18 protein-coding genes and 5 tRNA genes are annotated in these 17,664 nt (G+C 35.5%); 18 read left to right on the plus strand and 5 right to left on the minus strand.

The window, feature by feature from the left end:
- Positions 1 to 95: 95 nt before the first annotated feature.
- A complete protein-coding gene (locus tag BAZ10_RS10140; protein WP_078771964.1) occupies positions 96 to 3,227 on the minus strand; it encodes a UvrD-helicase domain-containing protein in 3,132 nt (1,043 codons plus the stop codon).
- Between the two features lie 92 nt (positions 3,228 to 3,319).
- Between BAZ10_RS10140 and rpsU the strand changes: the two genes are divergently transcribed.
- From rpsU to nusG, 11 genes are all read left to right on the plus strand, one after another.
- Positions 3,320 to 3,517 (plus strand): 30S ribosomal protein S21, encoded by a 198-nt coding sequence (rpsU, locus tag BAZ10_RS10145; RefSeq protein WP_034869620.1) that lies wholly within the window; start codon positions 3,320 to 3,322, stop codon positions 3,515 to 3,517.
- A 79-nt stretch (positions 3,518 to 3,596) separates the two neighbouring features.
- Positions 3,597 to 4,487 carry a tyrosine-type recombinase/integrase gene (locus BAZ10_RS10150; RefSeq protein ID WP_078771965.1) on the plus strand — a complete coding sequence of 297 codons (891 nt, stop codon included), beginning with the start codon at positions 3,597 to 3,599 and terminating at the stop codon, positions 4,485 to 4,487.
- Positions 4,484 to 4,774 (plus strand): HPF/RaiA family ribosome-associated protein, encoded by a 291-nt coding sequence (locus BAZ10_RS10155; protein ID WP_078771966.1) that lies wholly within the window; start codon positions 4,484 to 4,486, stop codon positions 4,772 to 4,774. Before BAZ10_RS10150 ends, BAZ10_RS10155 begins: the two co-directional genes overlap by 4 nt.
- A gap of 113 nt (positions 4,775 to 4,887) precedes the next feature.
- A tRNA-Thr gene (locus BAZ10_RS10160) sits at positions 4,888 to 4,961 on the plus strand.
- A gap of 22 nt (positions 4,962 to 4,983) precedes the next feature.
- Positions 4,984 to 5,066: transfer RNA gene (locus tag BAZ10_RS10165), tRNA-Tyr, on the plus strand.
- 88 nt (positions 5,067 to 5,154) lie between these two features.
- A tRNA-Gly gene (locus tag BAZ10_RS10170) sits at positions 5,155 to 5,227 on the plus strand.
- 47 nt (positions 5,228 to 5,274) lie between these two features.
- Positions 5,275 to 5,346, plus strand: a tRNA-Thr gene (locus BAZ10_RS10175).
- A 228-nt stretch (positions 5,347 to 5,574) separates the two neighbouring features.
- Positions 5,575 to 6,762, plus strand: coding sequence for an elongation factor Tu (gene tuf / locus BAZ10_RS10180; RefSeq protein WP_078771967.1), 1,188 nt, complete (start codon positions 5,575 to 5,577; stop codon positions 6,760 to 6,762).
- Between the two features lie 53 nt (positions 6,763 to 6,815).
- Positions 6,816 to 6,886 (plus strand) — tRNA-Trp (locus tag BAZ10_RS10185).
- 13 nt (positions 6,887 to 6,899) lie between these two features.
- A complete protein-coding gene (gene secE / locus BAZ10_RS10190; RefSeq protein ID WP_034869613.1) occupies positions 6,900 to 7,103 on the plus strand; it encodes a preprotein translocase subunit SecE in 204 nt (67 codons plus the stop codon).
- A gap of 12 nt (positions 7,104 to 7,115) precedes the next feature.
- Complete coding sequence (gene nusG, locus BAZ10_RS10195) at positions 7,116 to 7,658, plus strand: transcription termination/antitermination protein NusG (protein WP_009085655.1); 543 nt, start codon at positions 7,116 to 7,118, stop codon at positions 7,656 to 7,658.
- 631 nt (positions 7,659 to 8,289) lie between these two features.
- On the opposite strand, the gene BAZ10_RS10200 is transcribed toward nusG, so the two are convergent.
- Together BAZ10_RS10200 and BAZ10_RS10205 are read right to left on the minus strand one after the other, a co-directional pair.
- Positions 8,290 to 8,895: an OmpW/AlkL family protein gene (locus BAZ10_RS10200; protein ID WP_059156757.1), complete on the minus strand. Its 606-nt coding sequence runs from the start codon at positions 8,893 to 8,895 to the stop codon at positions 8,290 to 8,292.
- Positions 8,896 to 9,164: 269 nt separating this feature from the next.
- A complete protein-coding gene (locus BAZ10_RS10205) occupies positions 9,165 to 9,536 on the minus strand; it encodes a winged helix-turn-helix transcriptional regulator (protein WP_024564732.1) in 372 nt (123 codons plus the stop codon).
- 78 nt (positions 9,537 to 9,614) lie between these two features.
- On the opposite strand from BAZ10_RS10205, the gene BAZ10_RS10210 reads away from it, so the two are divergent.
- From BAZ10_RS10210 to rplL, 5 genes are all read left to right on the plus strand, one after another.
- Positions 9,615 to 11,024, plus strand: coding sequence for an MFS transporter (locus tag BAZ10_RS10210; RefSeq protein WP_078771968.1), 1,410 nt, complete (start codon positions 9,615 to 9,617; stop codon positions 11,022 to 11,024).
- 161 nt (positions 11,025 to 11,185) lie between these two features.
- Entirely contained in the window at positions 11,186 to 11,629 is a 444-nt protein-coding gene (gene rplK / locus BAZ10_RS10215; RefSeq protein ID WP_009085663.1) for a 50S ribosomal protein L11, read from the plus strand.
- A gap of 11 nt (positions 11,630 to 11,640) precedes the next feature.
- A complete protein-coding gene (gene rplA, locus BAZ10_RS10220; protein ID WP_009085665.1) occupies positions 11,641 to 12,333 on the plus strand; it encodes a 50S ribosomal protein L1 in 693 nt (230 codons plus the stop codon).
- 13 nt (positions 12,334 to 12,346) lie between these two features.
- Entirely contained in the window at positions 12,347 to 12,937 is a 591-nt protein-coding gene (gene rplJ / locus BAZ10_RS10225) for a 50S ribosomal protein L10 (protein ID WP_009085668.1), read from the plus strand.
- A 50-nt stretch (positions 12,938 to 12,987) separates the two neighbouring features.
- A complete protein-coding gene (gene rplL / locus BAZ10_RS10230) occupies positions 12,988 to 13,356 on the plus strand; it encodes a 50S ribosomal protein L7/L12 (protein ID WP_047099697.1) in 369 nt (122 codons plus the stop codon).
- Between the two features lie 70 nt (positions 13,357 to 13,426).
- Here rplL and BAZ10_RS10235 read toward each other — a convergent pair whose 3' ends face one another.
- Both BAZ10_RS10235 and lpxK read right to left on the minus strand, forming a co-directional pair.
- A complete protein-coding gene (locus tag BAZ10_RS10235) occupies positions 13,427 to 14,524 on the minus strand; it encodes a TlpA family protein disulfide reductase (protein ID WP_078771969.1) in 1,098 nt (365 codons plus the stop codon).
- 95 nt (positions 14,525 to 14,619) lie between these two features.
- Positions 14,620 to 15,651, minus strand: a complete 1,032-nt coding sequence (gene lpxK, locus BAZ10_RS10240) for a tetraacyldisaccharide 4'-kinase (RefSeq protein WP_078771970.1) — start codon at positions 15,649 to 15,651, stop codon at positions 14,620 to 14,622.
- Between the two features lie 245 nt (positions 15,652 to 15,896).
- Between lpxK and BAZ10_RS10245 the strand changes: the two genes are divergently transcribed.
- The gene (locus BAZ10_RS10245; RefSeq protein WP_078771971.1) at positions 15,897 to 16,754 is read left to right on the plus strand and encodes a YicC/YloC family endoribonuclease; all 858 of its coding nucleotides are present in this window, start codon (positions 15,897 to 15,899) and stop codon (positions 16,752 to 16,754) included.
- Positions 16,755 to 16,835: 81 nt separating this feature from the next.
- Positions 16,836 to 17,603, plus strand: a complete 768-nt coding sequence (locus tag BAZ10_RS10250; RefSeq protein ID WP_078771972.1) for a methyltransferase domain-containing protein — start codon at positions 16,836 to 16,838, stop codon at positions 17,601 to 17,603.
- The last annotated feature ends 61 nt before the right edge of the window (positions 17,604 to 17,664 follow it).

The raw sequence follows: 17,664 nt of genomic DNA on the forward strand, positions 1-17,664 counted from the left end.
TAAAAAATACTTCGATAGTGCGTCGGACTCATTACCGACTTGGCTCAGGATGGCAAAATAAAATACTGATGACCTTTTTTGAGATAATCTCTTCATTATATATATAACACTTCTACTTTCCAGACTTTTTCTCCGGATTTTTCTAATGCCTTTTTATAGATATCGATCTGGGCTTCATATTTTTCACGTTCAGCCCCTGTTTTAAAGTCTATAATAATCCAGCCTTCAGGTGCTTTTAGCAGACGGTCGGTACGTAACAAACGGGATTCTCCCTTATCGGAAAACAGAATATCCCGTTCATTGATAACTTCATAATGACCATCGAAATACTGTGGATATGCTTCGAATAATTTATTCAGCCTAATCTGTACAGCTTCAAATTCAGACTGAGTAATAGTACCATCCAATAAATATTGTTTCAGAACATATGGTGCATCATCTTTCGTAACAACTTTTTCGAGAATCTGGTGCGTGAATATACCCGTTTTTACACTTTCATTTCGTTCCTGATAGCTTTTGGAAGGTGTTGCAATTTTTATTTCAGTACTGAAAGTTTCATCTGAAGCTCTTAACGAACCAATGTGAAGATCCTGTCCGGTTTGTTGCTTTGTTTTTTTATGCTGTTTTAGTAAATGCTTCTCATCTGTTTCGAAAAAATCGAAACTATCTTCGTCAGTATTCTTTTGCCCTGCAATAAAATCATATATTTCCAGATATCCTGAAGTTTTCCCAGGTTTTTGAATATAGAAAAACATTTGCTCTACCGCTCTTGTCGTTGCTACATACTGAATACAAAATCTGTCGATTTTATTTTTATAGGTGTTTTCTTCATTAAAAGATGTCATGCCCTGATCGTATTGTGCAAGATCTTTATTAAAAGAAGTAAGGTTTACTGTTTGTAAAGCCTGCTCTCTGGAATCTGAAATATCATACCAGTCATTAAACTGTGTATCCTTATGGCTGTTCCTCATAGGAAGAAAAACCACAGGGAATTCGAGTCCTTTGGATTTATGTATTGTCATCAGATTAATGGCATCTGTATTTTCTGAAGCCTGAATACTGATAGAATGGCCTTCTTCCTGCCAGTATTGAAGGAAATCTTTTAGTGTGGCTGCCATATTTTGGAAGAAGCCATATAAAAGTTCCAGAAAATTGATGAGGTAATCGGTTTCCTTTCCTTTTACCGAAAATTCCTGTAAAATACTTTCAATAAAACTATAGGTATTGAGATTTGGAATATCGGAAGTAAGCTTCAGTTTGTATTTTTCTTCCACCTTCTCCTGCAGGGACGAGGTATTTTCAGCCAATAGAATATCAGAAAGCTCAGCACTGAAGTCTTCAATACTTATACGGCCCGATTTATTCAGATAATAAAGGCAAAGAACAAGGTATCTTCTGTTTTTCGGAAACGAATACCATAGCAGATATTGGATAACAGCATTAATGGTTGAAGAAAGATCCAGTGTTAATCCTTTTTCTGAAATAGTCCGGATAAATTGTTTTTCATTTTTATAATCTACTTCCAGAGCCGAAAGCGACTGGGAGAACTTCAGGATATCATTATTACCTCGGCATAATATGGCAATATCCGAAAAGCCAAAACCATTGTCCAGGCATTCCTGAATATCATTTTTCATTTTTTCGGCTACATCATCAAAGAAAACATCTGCACTATTGTTTTCTACAAGGTTTACTTTTACGCGGCCTGCATTCTCCGAATGTGGTTTCTGCTGTGCCAGAGTACCAAATATGTCGCGGTAATCTTCCTGTACAAAATCAGAAAGATACTTGTATAGTTTATTGTTAAATTCTACAATGTTATAACTACTTCGGTAATTATGCTCCAGATTATGAATGTCTGCATATCTGGGAGTCTGTTCCTTTTTATTAATAATGTCCAGCATCAGTTGTGCATCTCCACCCCGGAATCTGTATATACTCTGCTTCGGATCGCCTACAAGAGTAAAACTGGTACTTTCTTCGGAAAGGATATGATCCCGAAGAGGAAGAAAATTCTGCCATTGCAGAAATGAAGTATCCTGGAATTCATCGAAAAAATAATGCTGATATTGCTCACCAACTTTTTCATAGATAAATGCAGAAGGCTCGTTACGAAGCTGTTCGTTGATCAATACATTGAAGCGGGAGAGCATTAACAAGTCGTTCTCGTCTTCAATAAATTTTAACTGATCCTGTATCTCTTTATTTACTTTCAACGGAAGGAGAGCTGTATGAATTTTCTTCTTCTTCTCTATTTCCAGATGATTAAGAATAATGTTTTTTCTATTATCCAGCAGGATAGGGAGAATAGCAGCAATTTCATCTGCACGGTTTTTAGATTTTGCACCGGATAGTTTATTGTAGTTTTCCAGAGCCTTTTCTTCAGAATTGGTAGGAAGGGCAGGGGATTCGGTATTCAGATATTTCTCAAAAAAAACAGCAATACTGTTTACCTTACCACCGGCAAAGTCTTCTGTTAACAAATCGCGGGACTTTATGAGCTCAACAGACGAAAGAGCTCTTTCTTTAGCATCTTTCATCAGTTGCTTTATTTCTTTTCTCAACTTTTCTTTTTCATCAGAATAAGCATCCCAGTCAAAATTCTTATTCTTTCCTAAGGTAAAATAATGAATGTCACTATTAAAGTTCTTTGCACTATCGAATAAGGTCTTCTGTAGGTTTTCCCGCTTCTGATTATCCAGATTGTAGTTGACATAATCCATAAATGCTACAGAAAGCTGTTCGTTATCACCAATTTTATCCAGTGTCTGGTCTACGGCTTCCAGAAGAAAGGGGGCAGCATTAATTTCCAGATTGAAATTCTGAGGCAATCCCAGTTCGTAGGCAAAAGAGCGAATTAATCTGGTATTGAACTTATCAATAGTACTAATATTAAGTGCTGAATAATGATGTAAGATATAATCCAGTAAATTTTTCGATCTCTGATGAAGGTCTTCCAGAGTCAGGTGAATGCCTTCAGCTTTTAATTCTTTCTGAATATCGGCCAATGCCTGAATATCCATGTAACGATCCGATGTAAAATCCCCAAGCCATGACAGAATCCTTTCCTTCATTTCATTGGCTGCTTTATTGGTAAAAGTAAGCGCCAGAATATTTCGGATAATTTCAGGTCTGTTATTGCGTAGGCAGATCTTCAGGAGATTTTTAATTAGACTATAAGTCTTCCCGGAGCCTGCAGAGGCATTTATAACGGTGTAAGTGTTCATTAAAGAATTGAGAATTAAGGTTTAAATTTAAAAATAAATTTGCGCTTTCAGAAATTTTATTTACTTTTGCATTCGAAAATGAGATGTAAAATATGTTAATAATTCCAGTAAAAGACGGAGAATCTATCGATAGAGCTCTAAAGAAGTACAAAAGAAAATTTGATAAAACAGGTGTTGTAAGAAAGCTAAGAGCTAGACAACAGTTTGTTAAACCTTCTGTGACTCATAGACAAAAGATTCAAAAAGCAGCTCACAAGCAAAGAGGCGTTAGCCAGGAGGAACAGGCATAAGCTAATTTTTCCAGGTTTATTAGATACAATCACTTTCCGAATGTTTATATTTGGAAAGTGATTTTATTTTATAGCTATTATGACACTCATAGATAAGTTTCTCGAATATATAAGAGTTGAGAAGCGTTACTCGGAAAACACAGTTACGAGTTACAAAAAAGATCTCCATGATTTTATGGCTTTTCTCATGGATACGGAAGGGATGGAAGATACCTTGCGGGTTGATAAAAAGATTGTACGGAACTTTATTATATCTCTGAACGAAAAAAAGCTTACCAATAGAAGTATAAATCGTAAACTGTCCAGTCTGCGGAGTTACTATTTGTTTCTGATGAAAGTGGGAGATATTAAAGTATCACCATTGGAAGCCATAGATTCTTTAAAGTTCTATGCCGAAAAACAGATTCCGATGTCTCAGGAAGAGATGGAGGAGTTACAGCAGGTTTTTACAGAAAAGCAGGATATCCTTACAAAAGCAATTATAGAAACCCTTTATCAGACCGGAATGAGAAAATCCGAATTATGTACACTGCAATTTCACGATGTGGATTTTAGCAGCCGGATCCTGAAAGTACATGGTAAAGGAAATAAACAAAGACAGATTCCGATGTCTCCGGATCTGGAAAATATCCTTCAGGAATACCTTGCGGAAAGGAATTCTCTACCTGATTATAATCATCTCTTTTTTGTTAATCACAGAGGGAAGAAACTGACTGAAAAGTTTGTTTATTCCAAAGTAAACTTCTATCTTAGTTATGTTAGTTCTAAGAAGAAGAAAAGCCCGCATATGCTTCGGCATAGTTTTGCAACACATGTGTTGGATAATGGTGCAGAGATATTCGCGGTAAAAGAAATCTTAGGTCATGCTAGCCTTGCAAGTACGCAAGTGTACACTAATGCAAGTATTGAACAGTTGAAAAAAGTGATTAACCAGGCTCATCCAAGAGCCACAAAAAAAGATGAATTATGAAAATTACTGTACAATCCTTTGGATTAACCCCTCATGCTCCGTTAGAAGAACATATTGAGAAAAAAGTAAACAAGCTGGAAACATTCTATGACAAAATACAGTCATGTAAAGTTCTTTTAAAAGTTGAAAATACTGCGGATAAAGAAAATAAAACTGCCGAGGTTCTTTTGGATATTCCAGGGGAAGATATCGTTGTTAAGAAAACAACAGCAAGTTTTGAGGAAAGTATTGACAGTTGCGTGGATGCGGCTAAAAAGCTGTTAATCAAGAAAAAAGAAACTGCGTAGAAAAAAAAATGAAAAAAAGTTTAAAATAATTTTGAAGATTTCAAAAAAACGTTCTATATTTGCACTCGCAAAACGGATACAAATATAGATTAGTTGTTCTTTTGAAATCTTTTGCCTCCATAGCTCAGTTGGCCAGAGCACGTGATTTGTAATCTCGGGGTCGTGGGTTCGAATCCCTCTGGAGGCTCAATATATTTAAAAAAAAAACTGGGGAGATACCAGAGCGGCCAAATGGGACGGACTGTAACTCCGTTGTCGTGAGACTTCGCAGGTTCGAATCCTGCTCTCCCCACAATTTTTAAATAAAATTTGCAGTTTTGAATTTTTGTTGTATATTTGCAAACGCTTACCAACAGGCGTAAATATTCAAAACTTAATAAGCGGAAGTAGCTCAGTTGGTAGAGCGTCAGCCTTCCAAGCTGAATGTCGCGGGTTCGACCCCCGTCTTCCGCTCAAGAAAAAAATCACAAACCCTTGCGGAATGTGATTTTTTTTTACCTGCCGATATAGCTCAGGGGTAGAGCGCTTCCTTGGTAAGGAAGAGGTCTCGGGTTCAAATCCCGATATTGGCTCAGTGCAAAGATTGGAAGTCTTCTCTTAATGAATGGGAGGGTTTTTTGTTAAAGCTCATTTAGTCTTTTTGTTTTTAAGAAGATTTTTGAAAGTATTTAAAAAACCTTTTGTGTTTTTTAAGGAATAAAATAGATATAAAATTTTTCAAAAAAAATTTTGTTATCTAAAAAATGACTATATTTGCACACTGAAAAAAATCAATTAGTTAATAATTAAACATTAAGATCATGGCAAAGGAAACGTTTAATCGTAACAAACCACACCTTAACATTGGTACTATTGGTCACGTTGACCATGGTAAAACTACTTTGACTGCTGCTATCAGTAAAGTATTATCAGATAAAGGTCTTGCTGAGAAAAAAGACTTCTCTGCAATTGACTCTGCACCTGAAGAAAAAGAAAGAGGTATTACTATCAATACTGCACACATCGAGTATGAAACTGAAAACAGACACTATGCTCACGTTGACTGTCCAGGTCACGCCGACTATGTAAAAAACATGGTAACTGGTGCTGCTCAAATGGACGGAGCTATCTTAGTATGTGCTGCTACAGATGGTCCTATGCCTCAAACTAGAGAACACATCCTACTTTGCCGTCAGGTAAACGTACCTAGAATTGTTGTGTTCATGAACAAAGTTGACATGGTAGATGATCCAGAATTGTTAGAGCTTGTTGAGCTTGAACTTAGAGATCTATTATCTACTTACGAATATGATGGTGATAACTCTCCAGTAATTCAAGGTTCTGCTCTTGGTGCTCTTAACGGAGATGCTAAATGGGTAGCTACTGTAGATGCTCTAATGGAAGCTGTTGATACTTGGATCGAGCAACCGGTAAGAGATTCTGATAAGCCATTCCTTATGCCAATCGAAGACGTATTCTCTATTACAGGTAGAGGTACTGTTGCAACTGGTAGAATCGAGGCTGGTGTAATCAATACAGGTGATCCTGTTGACATCGTAGGTATGGGTGACGAGAAGTTAACTTCTACTATTACAGGTGTTGAGATGTTTAGAAAAATCCTAGACAGAGGTGAAGCTGGTGATAACGTAGGTCTATTGTTGAGAGGTATTGAAAAAACTGACATCAAGAGAGGTATGGTTATCGCTAAGAAAGATTCAGTTAAGCCACACAAGAAATTCAAAGCTGAGGTTTATATCCTTTCTAAAGAAGAAGGTGGACGTCACACTCCATTCCACAACAAATACCGTCCTCAGTTCTATGTAAGAACTACTGACGTTACAGGTGAAATCTTCTTACCAGAAGGTGTAGAAATGGTAATGCCTGGTGATAACTTAACTATCACTGTAGAATTGTTACAACCAATCGCTCTTAACGACGGACTTAGATTCGCGATCAGAGAAGGTGGTAGAACAGTAGGTGCTGGTCAGGTTACTGAAATCTTAGACTAAGATTTAAAATAATATTAAAGCTTCCGCAAGGAAACTTGCGGAGCTTTTAATCTACGGGCATCGTCCAATGGTAGGATACCGGTCTCCAAAACCGTTGATCTGGGTTCGAATCCTAGTGCCCGTGCAAATTAATAATGATGAGTTTAATAAGTTTTCTTAAAGATTCTTTCATAGAATTTAAAGATAAAGTAGAATGGCCAAAGTGGCCTCAGTTGCAGTCTTCTACTACGGTAGTTGCGATAGCTACTATTCTGCTTGCTGTTTTTACTTTCGGGATAGATACGCTTTTTAGTGAAGCTATCAAGAATATTTATACTCTATTAATTGGTGCTTTTAACTAAAAATTATTTTCTATGAGCGAATTGAAATGGTATGTTATAAAAGCTATCAGTGGTCAGGAAAATAAAGTTAAAAACTATATTGAAACTGAAGTTAAAAGACTTAGTCTGGAAAAAGACGTATCGCAGGTAGTAATACCAATGGAGAAGGTAATCCAGATGAGAAATGGAAAGAAAGTTCCAAAAGAGAGACCTTACTATCCAGGTTATATAATGATTGAGGCAAATCTTGTTGGGGAGATTCCACACATCATTAAAAACATTCCGGGAGTGATTTCATTCCTGAGTTTAACAAAAGGAGGAGATCCTGTTCCGATGCGTAAAGCTGAAGTGAACAAAATGTTAGGAAGAATGGATGAGTTGTCCGAGTTTGCACAAGATGCAGGTATCCCTTACACAGTAGGAGAGAATGTAAAAGTAATCGACGGACCTTTCAACGGATTCAACGGAACAATAGAAAAAATCCACGAAGACAAAAAGAAACTGGAAGTTATGGTTCTTATCTTCGGAAGAAAGACTCCACTAGAACTAAACTACATGCAGGTAGAAAAGAACTAAGGTTCTTGAAAATATATAAACCGAAAGTTATGCTTTCGGTTTTTTTTATGCTTAATTGTGTTGAGGATTCTGTGTAAATATCAGGAGCAAAAACTCAGCATTAGGCAAGCAGTTTAGCTGATAGGAGGTTGAAATATTTAATCTAAAGTTTTTTGATTTTCATCTGAATGATTTTCGCTTTCCGAATTAAGATAACGTTCTTCCGGAACGTTCTGGAGGTTCATAATTGTAATCTTTAGAGATAAAGCCTCTAACGGAGCTTATTTATTCAGAAAGATTGAAAGATGCTCCCCTGAAGCATTATCTGTGTAAAAATAAGTATATTAGAAAGTAAGTATTCCGTAGGAATGCTATCTAACAATAGGAATATTATTTTTTCCTCTAGATTTGTGCCTGATCCAGGCGGGGCATATAAGTATGAGTTTCTGAGAATCTTATTCAGAGTAAGATCAGGAATGAAACATTAGATATAAAAAAGACTGTCATCAGAATCCTGAGACAGCCTTTCTATCAATTGGCCGGTTTTTAACTCCTAAAAATGTCCTTGAATTTTTGCTATTACTTGTTTTAAAGCCGTTGGTAACTGAATAGCATTGGCCATTGATATTTATAAATAACGAGTTTAGTTTATCTAGAATTTCATTCCCACACCAAATCCCCATAAAAATGGATCCAATGTTACTTTTGCGGGAATATTGGTTCCGGCAGCATCTACTGTTACATCGGTTTTCAGGAATATCTTTTTCATATCGAAGTTGACAAAAAACTTATCATTGATCATATAGTCTATACCTCCCTGTAATGCAAAACCTGCATTGTTTTTGTAATCTACATGGGTAACATCACCAGGCTTGGAGCTGTAGAAGAAGGTATAGTTAATACCGGCACCTACATATGGCTTTATTGTTTTTGTTGGATAGAAGTGGTATTGGAGTGTAAGAGTTGGAGGTAGCAGCCATACACTGCCCAGATTCACATTTCCCAAAGAAGTGTTCTCAGCATTTACATTATGCTTTGTAGTTCCCAGAATTAATTCTGCCGCGATATTTTTATTGAAGAAGTAGGTGAAATCCACTTCAGGAATGTAAGAGTTGGAAACATTTGCATTTCCTCCGATTACATCAATAGTAGATTTCTCATTAGGCTGAACGCTAATTCCTCTTAATCTTACCTGCCAGTTCTGAGCACTTGCTCCCACTGATAAAAATAATCCTGCTAAAATAAAATACTTGTTCATCTTTTAAATAATTCATTGTTTACAGTGCTAAATTATATATTAATTATAGTGGTTGTTTGATGATATTTTTCATAGGGAATAATCATGTGCTGAAAATCATACAATAGAAGTTTTTCTACTAAAGAAAATTTGAATCAGTAGTTATAGGTCGGATATAAGTTTTAACTTATACGTTTTTTGGCTTTCAAATAGTGAGATAATTATTAGTAAATGACTAAAAAAGACCTTCTGTAGAGAAGGTCTGTATATAAATTATTGTTGTTTTTTTTCTATTTGTTTTTTATACAAAGCGAATAATCCTGCCACCAGTTTTCCAGTTCAGAGATAATAGGAAGCAGAGTTATTCCCAGATTACTTAGTTTATACTCTACTTTGGGAGGTACTTCTGCATATATTTTACGGCATATAAGTCCGTTCTCTTCCAATTCACGTAATTGGGTAGTAAGTGTTCCCTGAGACATGGAATCCATATCTTTCCGAAGTTCCCCAAATCTTTTAGGACAGCTTTCGGCAATAGATTTCATTATTAATATCTTCCATTTACCACTAATCAGCTGAAGAGTATTGAGGGCATCATAATTTTTTTCTGATTTTTCTGAATATGTAATGCACTCATTCTCTGGATTAGTACTGTTTTCCATACTATGTATTGTTTTTTTACCTACTTGACTTTGGCACCTTTTCAATGCTATAATTGTAACAAATTTATATATAAAATTATGAAAAGTTTTAGAAATATTTGTGTTTTGCTGTTGCTGTCCATGAGTATATTTTTAGCTGTAATAGACCTGTTTGTAGTGAATGTAGCTGTGCCAAGTATAAAAGAAAGTTTGAACGGAACTAATTCCGGAGCTATGTTTATTATTGTTGCTTATGTTCTGGGGTATGCCGCTTTTCTTATAACAGGTAGTATTGCCGGTAATACATGGGGTAAGAAAAAAGTATATGCATGGGGAATGTTGCTGTTTACAATATTTTCTTTTTTTTGTAGCATTGCACAAACTACATTTCAGCTCAATATACTTAGATTTTTTCAGGGAGTAAGCGCTGCTTTTATGGTGCCGCAAGGTGTTGGAATGATTCCCTATGTTTTTCCGGACTTTAAGGAACGCACAAAAGCTTTTGGAATTTACGGAAGTATTGCCGGAGCAGCATCTGTTGTCGGGCAGTTTTTGGGAGGCTTTTTACCAGAACTGAGTGTATTGGGAATTGAAGGCTGGCGGCTTATTTTTATGATTAATATTCCTTTGGGCGGAATTGCTTTTGTTCTGAGCATTTTAAAATTGACAGAAGTACCGGTTATTAAACAAAAATCTTTTGATGGATTTGGTTTGCTCTTATTAACTGTCTTTTTTATAACCTTAATTTATCCACTCATTGTTGGCGGAGATATACATTGGCCAATATGGAGTATTGCAATGCTCCTGTCTTCCTTTGTTCTTCTGCTTCTCTTCTATTTGTATGAAAAGTATAGGCTTACAAAACAAAATACGGTTCTGATAGATGTTAGTCTTTTTTCGCTTAAAGAATTCAATATTGGTATAATGGCGGCGGTATTCTATTATATTGCTCAGGATTCTTATTTTTTTCTAAATGCTATTTATTTGCAAAACCACCTGAATCTTTCCTCTTTAGAGGTTGGAAATATGTTTGTATTGCAGGGAATCGGTTATTTTATTGCCTCGTTATTTTCGGTAAGAATGGTTATGAAATACGACTATAAAGTGATGCTTGGCGGCAGTTGTATTATGATTGTTGCTTTGGTACTTCACATCTGCTACTTTACAAGCGAGCACATCAATAGTTTTTTAATTTACTTCATACTATTTTTATACGGTATAGGATGCGGAACCATGTTACCATCTATGATGACGATGGCACTCCGTAAAATTTCTTCGGACCTTACCGCTTCTGCGTCCGGAATCTATTTAACCGTACAACAGGTTTCTATAGCCTTGGGCGTAAGTATTATTGGTGGCATCTTCTTTCTTTTACAAGGGAAGGAAGGCGATATTCTGAAGGCAACTCATGCCTATCATTATAGTACTTACGCTAATATAGTATCATTATTTGTGGTTGGTGGAATATTTTTATTCCTAAGCAGCTGGAAAAATCGGGCTAAAGAATAAAAAAATAAAATCTTTTTGATTTTTAAGTTATTACATATTGCTAATTCAAAAATAATTTATAATTTTGCAGTCCAAATAGTAGGGTTAAACATGTGAGAATATTAACCCTCTGATTTATAAATGCTTCCACATTATAAATTTAAAATTTTAAAAAAGCTAAAATGGCAAAGAAAGTCTTTAAAATGGTTAAGCTTCAGGTGAAAGGAGGTGCAGCAAACCCTTCTCCACCAGTAGGACCTGCTTTAGGTTCTGCAGGTGTTAACATCATGGAGTTTTGTAAGCAATTTAACGGAAGAACTCAAGATAAGCCAGGGCAAGTTTTACCTGTAGTAATTACAGTATACGAAGACAAGTCTTTTGAATTCGTAATTAAAACTCCACCTGCAGCAATCCAGTTAATGGATGCGGCTAAAATCAAAGGAGGTTCCGGAGAACCAAACAGAAATAAAGTAGGAAGTGTTTCTTGGGATCAAGTTAAGAAGATAGCAGAAGACAAAATGTCGGATCTTAATTGCTTCACAATGGAGTCTGCTGTAAGTATGGTTGCAGGTACTGCAAGATCTATGGGTCTTAAAGTAACAGGTACAAATCCGTTTAACGCTTAAAAATTGATTTCATGGCAACATTGACAAAAAAACAAAAAGAAGCTGTAAGCAAAATCGAAAAGAACAAAGTATACACTCTGGAAGAAGCTTCTGCTTTAGTAAAAGAGGTAAACACTGCTAAGTTCGACGCTTCAGTAGATATCGCCGTAAGATTAGGCGTAGACCCAAGAAAAGCTAACCAAATGGTAAGAGGTGTTGTATCTCTTCCTCACGGTACTGGTAAAGATGTAAGAGTTCTTGCTCTTGTAACTCCAGATAAAGAAGCAGAAGCTAAAGCTGCTGGTGCTGATTATGTAGGTCTTGACGAATATTTAGATAAAATCAAAGGAGGTTGGACAGATGTTGACGTTATCGTTACTATGCCAGCTGTAATGGGTAAATTAGGTCCGTTAGGACGTGTATTAGGTCCAAGAGGATTAATGCCAAACCCTAAATCAGGAACTGTAACTTTAGAAGTTGGTAAAGCTGTATCTGAAGTAAAGTCTGGTAAAATTGATTTTAAAGTAGATAAATATGGTATTATCCATGCTGCAATTGGTAAAGTATCTTTCGATGCTGACAAAATCAGAGAAAACGCTCAGGAATTAATCCAGACGTTGATCAAATTGAAACCAACTGCTGCTAAAGGAACTTATGTAAAGAGTATCTATATCTCTTCTACAATGAGTCCAGGTATTGCGATTGATTCTAAATCTGTAAACTAAAATCTGAAGAACAATGACTAAAGAAGAAAAAGTACTAGTAATACAAGAGATCAAAGAATTACTACAAGACGCAAAAGCTGTTTATGTAGCTGATCTTGAAGGATTGAACGCTTCTCAGACTTCAGATTTCAGAAGACAAGCCTTCAAAAACAACGTTCAATTAAGAGTTGTAAAAAACACATTGCTTCAAAAAGCAATGGAGCAAATCGAAGGAGTAGATTACTCTGAAATGTTTGAAACATTCAAAGGTAACTCTGCTTTAATGATTGCTGATACTGCAAACGCTCCTGCAAAGCTTATCCAGGGTTTCAGAAAGAATGCTGAAAAACCAGCTTTGAAATCTGCTTATTTGCAAGAAACTTTCTATATCGGAGATAACCAATTATCTACTCTGGCAAACATCAAGTCTAGAGAAGAAATGATCGGAGAAATCATCGGATTACTTCAATCTCCAATCCAGAGAGTTGTTTCTGCTCTACAGAACAAACCAGAAACTGTTGAAGCTAAAGCTGAAGAAGCTGCTCCTGCTCCTGCAGTTGAAGAAACACCTGCTCCTGAGGCGGCAGCTGAAAGCACTGATGCTCCTGAAGCAAGTGCAGAATAATAGACACTCAAGAAAAAATATAATCGTTCAACAATTTAAAACATTTAAAAATGTCAGATTTAAAAAATTTAGCGGAAACGCTTGTTAACCTTACTGTAAAAGACGTAAACGAATTAGCTGCTATCCTTAAGGATGAGTACGGAATCGAGCCTGCTGCTGCTGCTGTAGTTGTAGCTGCTGGTGGAGCTGGTGAAGCTGCTGAAGAAAAGACTGAATTCGACGTAATTCTTAAGTCTGCAGGTGCTTCTAAATTAGCTATCGTTAAATTAGTTAAAGATTTAACTGGTGCTGGTCTTAAAGAAGCTAAAGATATCGTTGATGGTGCTCCGGCTCCAATCAAAGAAGGTGTATCTAAAGACGAAGCAGAAGCTCTTAAGAAGCAACTTGAAGAAGCTGGTGCTGAAGTTGAATTGAAATAATTCATTTTACATATACAAAAAAAGACTGCTGTAAAGCGGTCTTTTTTGTTTATGAACATAACTATAAAGTTTACTTATTTGTAGCCCTGCTCACCTCTTTTAATAATGAAATAACCTGGTCACTTCCATCTGCAACTTTAGTAATAATACCTTCTTTATCTATCATATATAGAACAGGATAGCCCGAAATTCCATATCCTGTTTCAAGATCCTTTCTGTTCGTAATTATAATATTATTTGCTTGTTTGTTTCTGAAATACTTTGTAACATTTTCTATGGAATCCGAGCCAAATATATTGATTAATGTGATGTTATTGTTCAGTGCATAATCCGCTTGGCTAACATAATCATTTACAACTTTTGAAGCACCACAATTGGTAGAAGAAAATAAGAGTAATTTCCTTTCTGTTGGAAATGTATTCAGATATACTTTATTTCCGTTAATATCTATAGCTTCAAAGAGAGGAGCACCTGTATTTTCTCTTAGTGGCTTCAGTTGTTCAATTCTTTCAAAATATTTTAAAGAATAATTTCTTGGTAGAAAGTAGTTAAAAGGATCTTTTTTGTTTGAAAAAGTATAGTTACTAAATATGTATGTTACGGTTTGTCCTAACTTGTTATCTACATAACTTTTCCTTTCGAATTTTGAGATAGAATTATCCGGTGTAATGTAAAGGTGAAATATAGTTTTAATGATTTTACCCTTGTATTCATGCTCATCTTCTATAAATGAATAATGTGACTGAAGTTTTTCATCAGCTGATATGTCTTCTATATGCTTCCATTTATGTTTTAGGAGCGCTACGGGACCATATTGTGCTAAACGAGAGGACTGCATTGCTTCATCCTGATTCTGTTTATTTTCATACTGGTAATAAGCTTTTTCTGACTTTTTAATCTCCGTGTAAATCCCATTTTTATAAATCTCTTCGGTATCGTCATTTTGACTATGAAAATCAAAAGCCATGTTTTTAAGATTATAAATAGTATAAAAAACGCTGGAAGTAGTAATTTCGTCTGTATCAGGATTAGGATAAAAAGCTGTTGATCTATAACTTATAGAAGTGGCGCTATTATATTTCTGCCGGGTATTTTCTAATTTTATATCATTGGCATATACAAATGCTGTACTTACTAATGCGAATGATAAGGTAATAAATTTGCTCATTAGTATCTGATCTTATTTAATAAGATGAAAATACAAAAAATAAATCCTTATTTCATCGAAATAAGGATTTTACTATAGCTTTATACAGGACGTTATTACTGCTTATTTTCGGAATATGCCAGTATCATCTCATTAAATTCATTTTTCTTGTCTATAACCACATTAATAGGCCAGTAATAGAGTTTGTCCCGAAGGTAATCGAAAGTCTTTAAACGGACATAATCCTTTTCTGTAGTTAAGATCAGTTTATATTCACCAAGTTTTTTATACTCACTGGCAATTTTCTTAATATCTTCTTCAGTAAATGAATGATGATCCTTGAACTTAAGGTGTTTTACACGCTGTGAATATTTGCTTAGTTCTTTTAGTAAATGTTTAGGATTTGCAATTCCTGTAATGAGTAGAATATCGTAATAGTCTAAGTTATTTGTTGGTAAATATTTGTCTTTGGAATATACTTCATCCGCATAATCAATAGAGGTGAAGAATATTTTCTGGCCGTATTGTGGCTTTATTCTCGAAATATAGTACTGCTTTTTTTCCTCTGTTAAATCTTCAGGGCATTTTGTTACCAGAATCATGTTGGCTCTTTTATAACCACTTCTGGATTCACGTAAATCTCCTGCAGGAAGTACAAAGTCTTTAAAGAAAGGATCGGAATAATCTGTTAATAAAATATTGAAGCCCGGCTTTATATAACGATGCTGATAGCTGTCATCCAATACAAGAACATTAAGATCCATATCTTCTATCAGTTTTTTTGCTCCAAAAACACGGTCTTCGCAAACGGCGATGACAATACGGTTTTTAAAACGTTCGAACAACTGCATCGCTTCATCTCCAACCAGTTTATAGGTAGATTCATAGTTCACGACTTCATAGCCTTTGGTATGTCGTCCGTAACCACGTGATAAAACTCCGGTGCGTTTCTGATGTTTGGAGAGAATATCTGCCAGATACATAACAATTGGAGACTTACCGGTTCCACCCACAGAAAGATTACCCACGCCTATAATCGGAGTGCGGAATTTTTTGCTGGAAAGTATGCCTATATTAAAAAATAAATTCCGGACAGAGGTTACAAAACCATAGCCCAGAGAAAAAGGGTAGAGGTACCATCTCTTCATAACTGCAAAAATAGAACTTTATTATCAATATTCAGGACTCTTAAAGATGAATTTAAATAGTTTGTATATCATTACTTTAAATAACTTCGGATGTCTGATATTGCTTGCTGTAAGAGCTTTCTGTATTTATTGAAGTATTCGTTGCGACAGGCTTGTAGCTGGTATATAATCTTCTGTATTATATTGTACAGAACGAAAGTGATAGATTGGTATATTCATTCGTATATTTGCAAAAATCTAAGAATATGATTTTATCTATGACAGGCTTCGGCAGAGCAGAAGGTATATGCGGAGGCAAAAAGATAAGTATTGATGTAAAGTCGCTGAACAGTAAAGGTTTCGACTTAAATCTTAAAATTCCTTTTCGCTATAAAGAAAAAGAATTTGATATCCGCAAAATATTGAGCGAAAGAATAGTTCGTGGTAAAGTCGATTTCTATTTAAACGTAGAAATTATCGATGGAAAGACCGATACAACTCTTAATAAAGACGTTATCAGAGCCTATATGGATGAACTTTCAGATATCGTTACAGCTGCTGACAGAGTAGAACTTCTTAAAATTGCAACAAAGCTTCCTGATGCTGTTTCTACATCCAATTCAGAACTTACTGAAGAAGAGTGGAGCGAATTGTTGTTGATTATTGAAAAAGCCATCGATAATTTTATAGACTTCAGAATTACAGAAGGCAAATCTCTGGAAACCGAACTTAGGTCTTATGTTAAAAATATTGAAAGCAACCTTAGCCTTGTTGCTCCTTTTGAAGAGGCCAGAATAGAGGTAACCAAGGAAAGAATGCTGAACAATCTTAAGGATTTCAGAGATGTGGATGAAAGCCGCTTCTATCAAGAACTGACTTACTATGTTGAAAAGCTTGATATTTCCGAAGAAAAAGTAAGATTGGCGCAGCACTGTAAATACTTCACTGAGGTATTGAATGAAGAAGATAATAATGGTAAGAAACTAGGATTTATTTCCCAAGAAATAGGCCGTGAAATTAATACTTTAGGTTCTAAGGCAAATCATCAGGAAATCCAGAAACTGGTAGTACAGATGAAGGATGATTTAGAAAAAATTAAAGAACAAAGTCTTAACGTACTTTAGAATACTGATATAATCAGCTCTTTTGTAATGGAAGAGCTTTTTACCGGGCTAACAGAATATAAAACATAAAAGAACAGTGTTATGGCATGGAATCCGGATGTTTACGAGAAATTTAAAAATGAACGTTATCTTCCTTTCTATGATCTGCTAAGTTTGGTTCAGGTGAAAGAAAACCTGAAAGTTATAGATCTTGGATGCGGAACGGGAGAACTGACGGCCAAACTGGCAAAAGAATTACCCGGAAGTAAAGTCCTGGGTGTTGATTCTTCTGCCGAGATGCTGCAAAAAGCAAGAGTCTATGGGGGTAATAATCTTCATTTTCAGCAAAGAGATATAGAACAAGCTCTTTCTGATGTAGAGAAATATGATCTTATCTTTTCTAATGCAGCACTGCAATGGCTGAACGAACATGAAATAGTTTTTCCTAAAGTGATTGGCCTGCTTGAAAAAGGCGGACAAGTAGCAATACAGATTCCTTCCAATCATGATCATTTTACACACAGGCTGATAAGAGATCTTGCTTCCGAATCCCCATATAAAGAAGCATTGAATTCATGGGTTAGACCATTGACTGTACTAAAGATAGAAGATTATGGTAAAATCTTTTTTGAAAATGGTCTTAGTGATATTTGTATCTTCGAAAAAATATACCCACATATCTTACCAAATGCAGATGCTCTATATGAATGGACATCGGGTACGGCATTGATTCCCTATATGGAAAAACTTCCGGAGCACTTACAGGAACAGTTCAAAGAAGAATATATTAAACGGTTACGCAAAGAATTTCCGGAATCGCCTGTATTTTATCCCTTCAAAAGAATGCTGATGTCCGGTATCTTAAGCTAAAAAAATATTAAATAGAAATAATAACGATTATTGACCGTTTCATACGATCAATCAATACAAT

It is taken from the genome of Elizabethkingia occulta (assembly GCF_002023715.1).
Taxonomy (GTDB): domain Bacteria; phylum Bacteroidota; class Bacteroidia; order Flavobacteriales; family Weeksellaceae; genus Elizabethkingia; species Elizabethkingia occulta.

Bases quoted from the DNA above. Each gene is read 5' to 3' on its own strand.
- BAZ10_RS10205 (WP_024564732.1), bottom strand. From the start codon at position 9,536: ATGGAAAACAGTACTAATCCAGAGAATGAGTGCATTACATATTCAGAA.
- BAZ10_RS10235 (WP_078771969.1), bottom strand. From the start codon at position 14,524: ATGAGCAAATTTATTACCTTATCATTCGCATTAGTAAGTACAGCATTT.
- rplJ (WP_009085668.1), top strand. From the start codon at position 12,347: ATGACTAAAGAAGAAAAAGTACTAGTAATACAAGAGATCAAAGAATTA.
- BAZ10_RS10150 (WP_078771965.1), top strand. From the start codon at position 3,597: ATGACACTCATAGATAAGTTTCTCGAATATATAAGAGTTGAGAAGCGT.
- nusG (WP_009085655.1), top strand. From the start codon at position 7,116: ATGAGCGAATTGAAATGGTATGTTATAAAAGCTATCAGTGGTCAGGAA.
- tuf (WP_078771967.1), top strand. From the start codon at position 5,575: ATGGCAAAGGAAACGTTTAATCGTAACAAACCACACCTTAACATTGGT.
- rplK (WP_009085663.1), top strand. From the start codon at position 11,186: ATGGCAAAGAAAGTCTTTAAAATGGTTAAGCTTCAGGTGAAAGGAGGT.
- BAZ10_RS10210 (WP_078771968.1), top strand. From the start codon at position 9,615: ATGAAAAGTTTTAGAAATATTTGTGTTTTGCTGTTGCTGTCCATGAGT.
- BAZ10_RS10155 (WP_078771966.1), top strand. From the start codon at position 4,484: ATGAAAATTACTGTACAATCCTTTGGATTAACCCCTCATGCTCCGTTA.
- BAZ10_RS10140 (WP_078771964.1), bottom strand. From the start codon at position 3,227: ATGAACACTTACACCGTTATAAATGCCTCTGCAGGCTCCGGGAAGACT.
- rplL (WP_047099697.1), top strand. From the start codon at position 12,988: ATGTCAGATTTAAAAAATTTAGCGGAAACGCTTGTTAACCTTACTGTA.
- BAZ10_RS10200 (WP_059156757.1), bottom strand. From the start codon at position 8,895: ATGAACAAGTATTTTATTTTAGCAGGATTATTTTTATCAGTGGGAGCA.
- BAZ10_RS10250 (WP_078771972.1), top strand. From the start codon at position 16,836: ATGGCATGGAATCCGGATGTTTACGAGAAATTTAAAAATGAACGTTAT.
- rplA (WP_009085665.1), top strand. From the start codon at position 11,641: ATGGCAACATTGACAAAAAAACAAAAAGAAGCTGTAAGCAAAATCGAA.
- lpxK (WP_078771970.1), bottom strand. From the start codon at position 15,651: ATGAAGAGATGGTACCTCTACCCTTTTTCTCTGGGCTATGGTTTTGTA.
- BAZ10_RS10245 (WP_078771971.1), top strand. From the start codon at position 15,897: ATGATTTTATCTATGACAGGCTTCGGCAGAGCAGAAGGTATATGCGGA.
- secE (WP_034869613.1), top strand. From the start codon at position 6,900: ATGAGTTTAATAAGTTTTCTTAAAGATTCTTTCATAGAATTTAAAGAT.
- rpsU (WP_034869620.1), top strand. From the start codon at position 3,320: ATGTTAATAATTCCAGTAAAAGACGGAGAATCTATCGATAGAGCTCTA.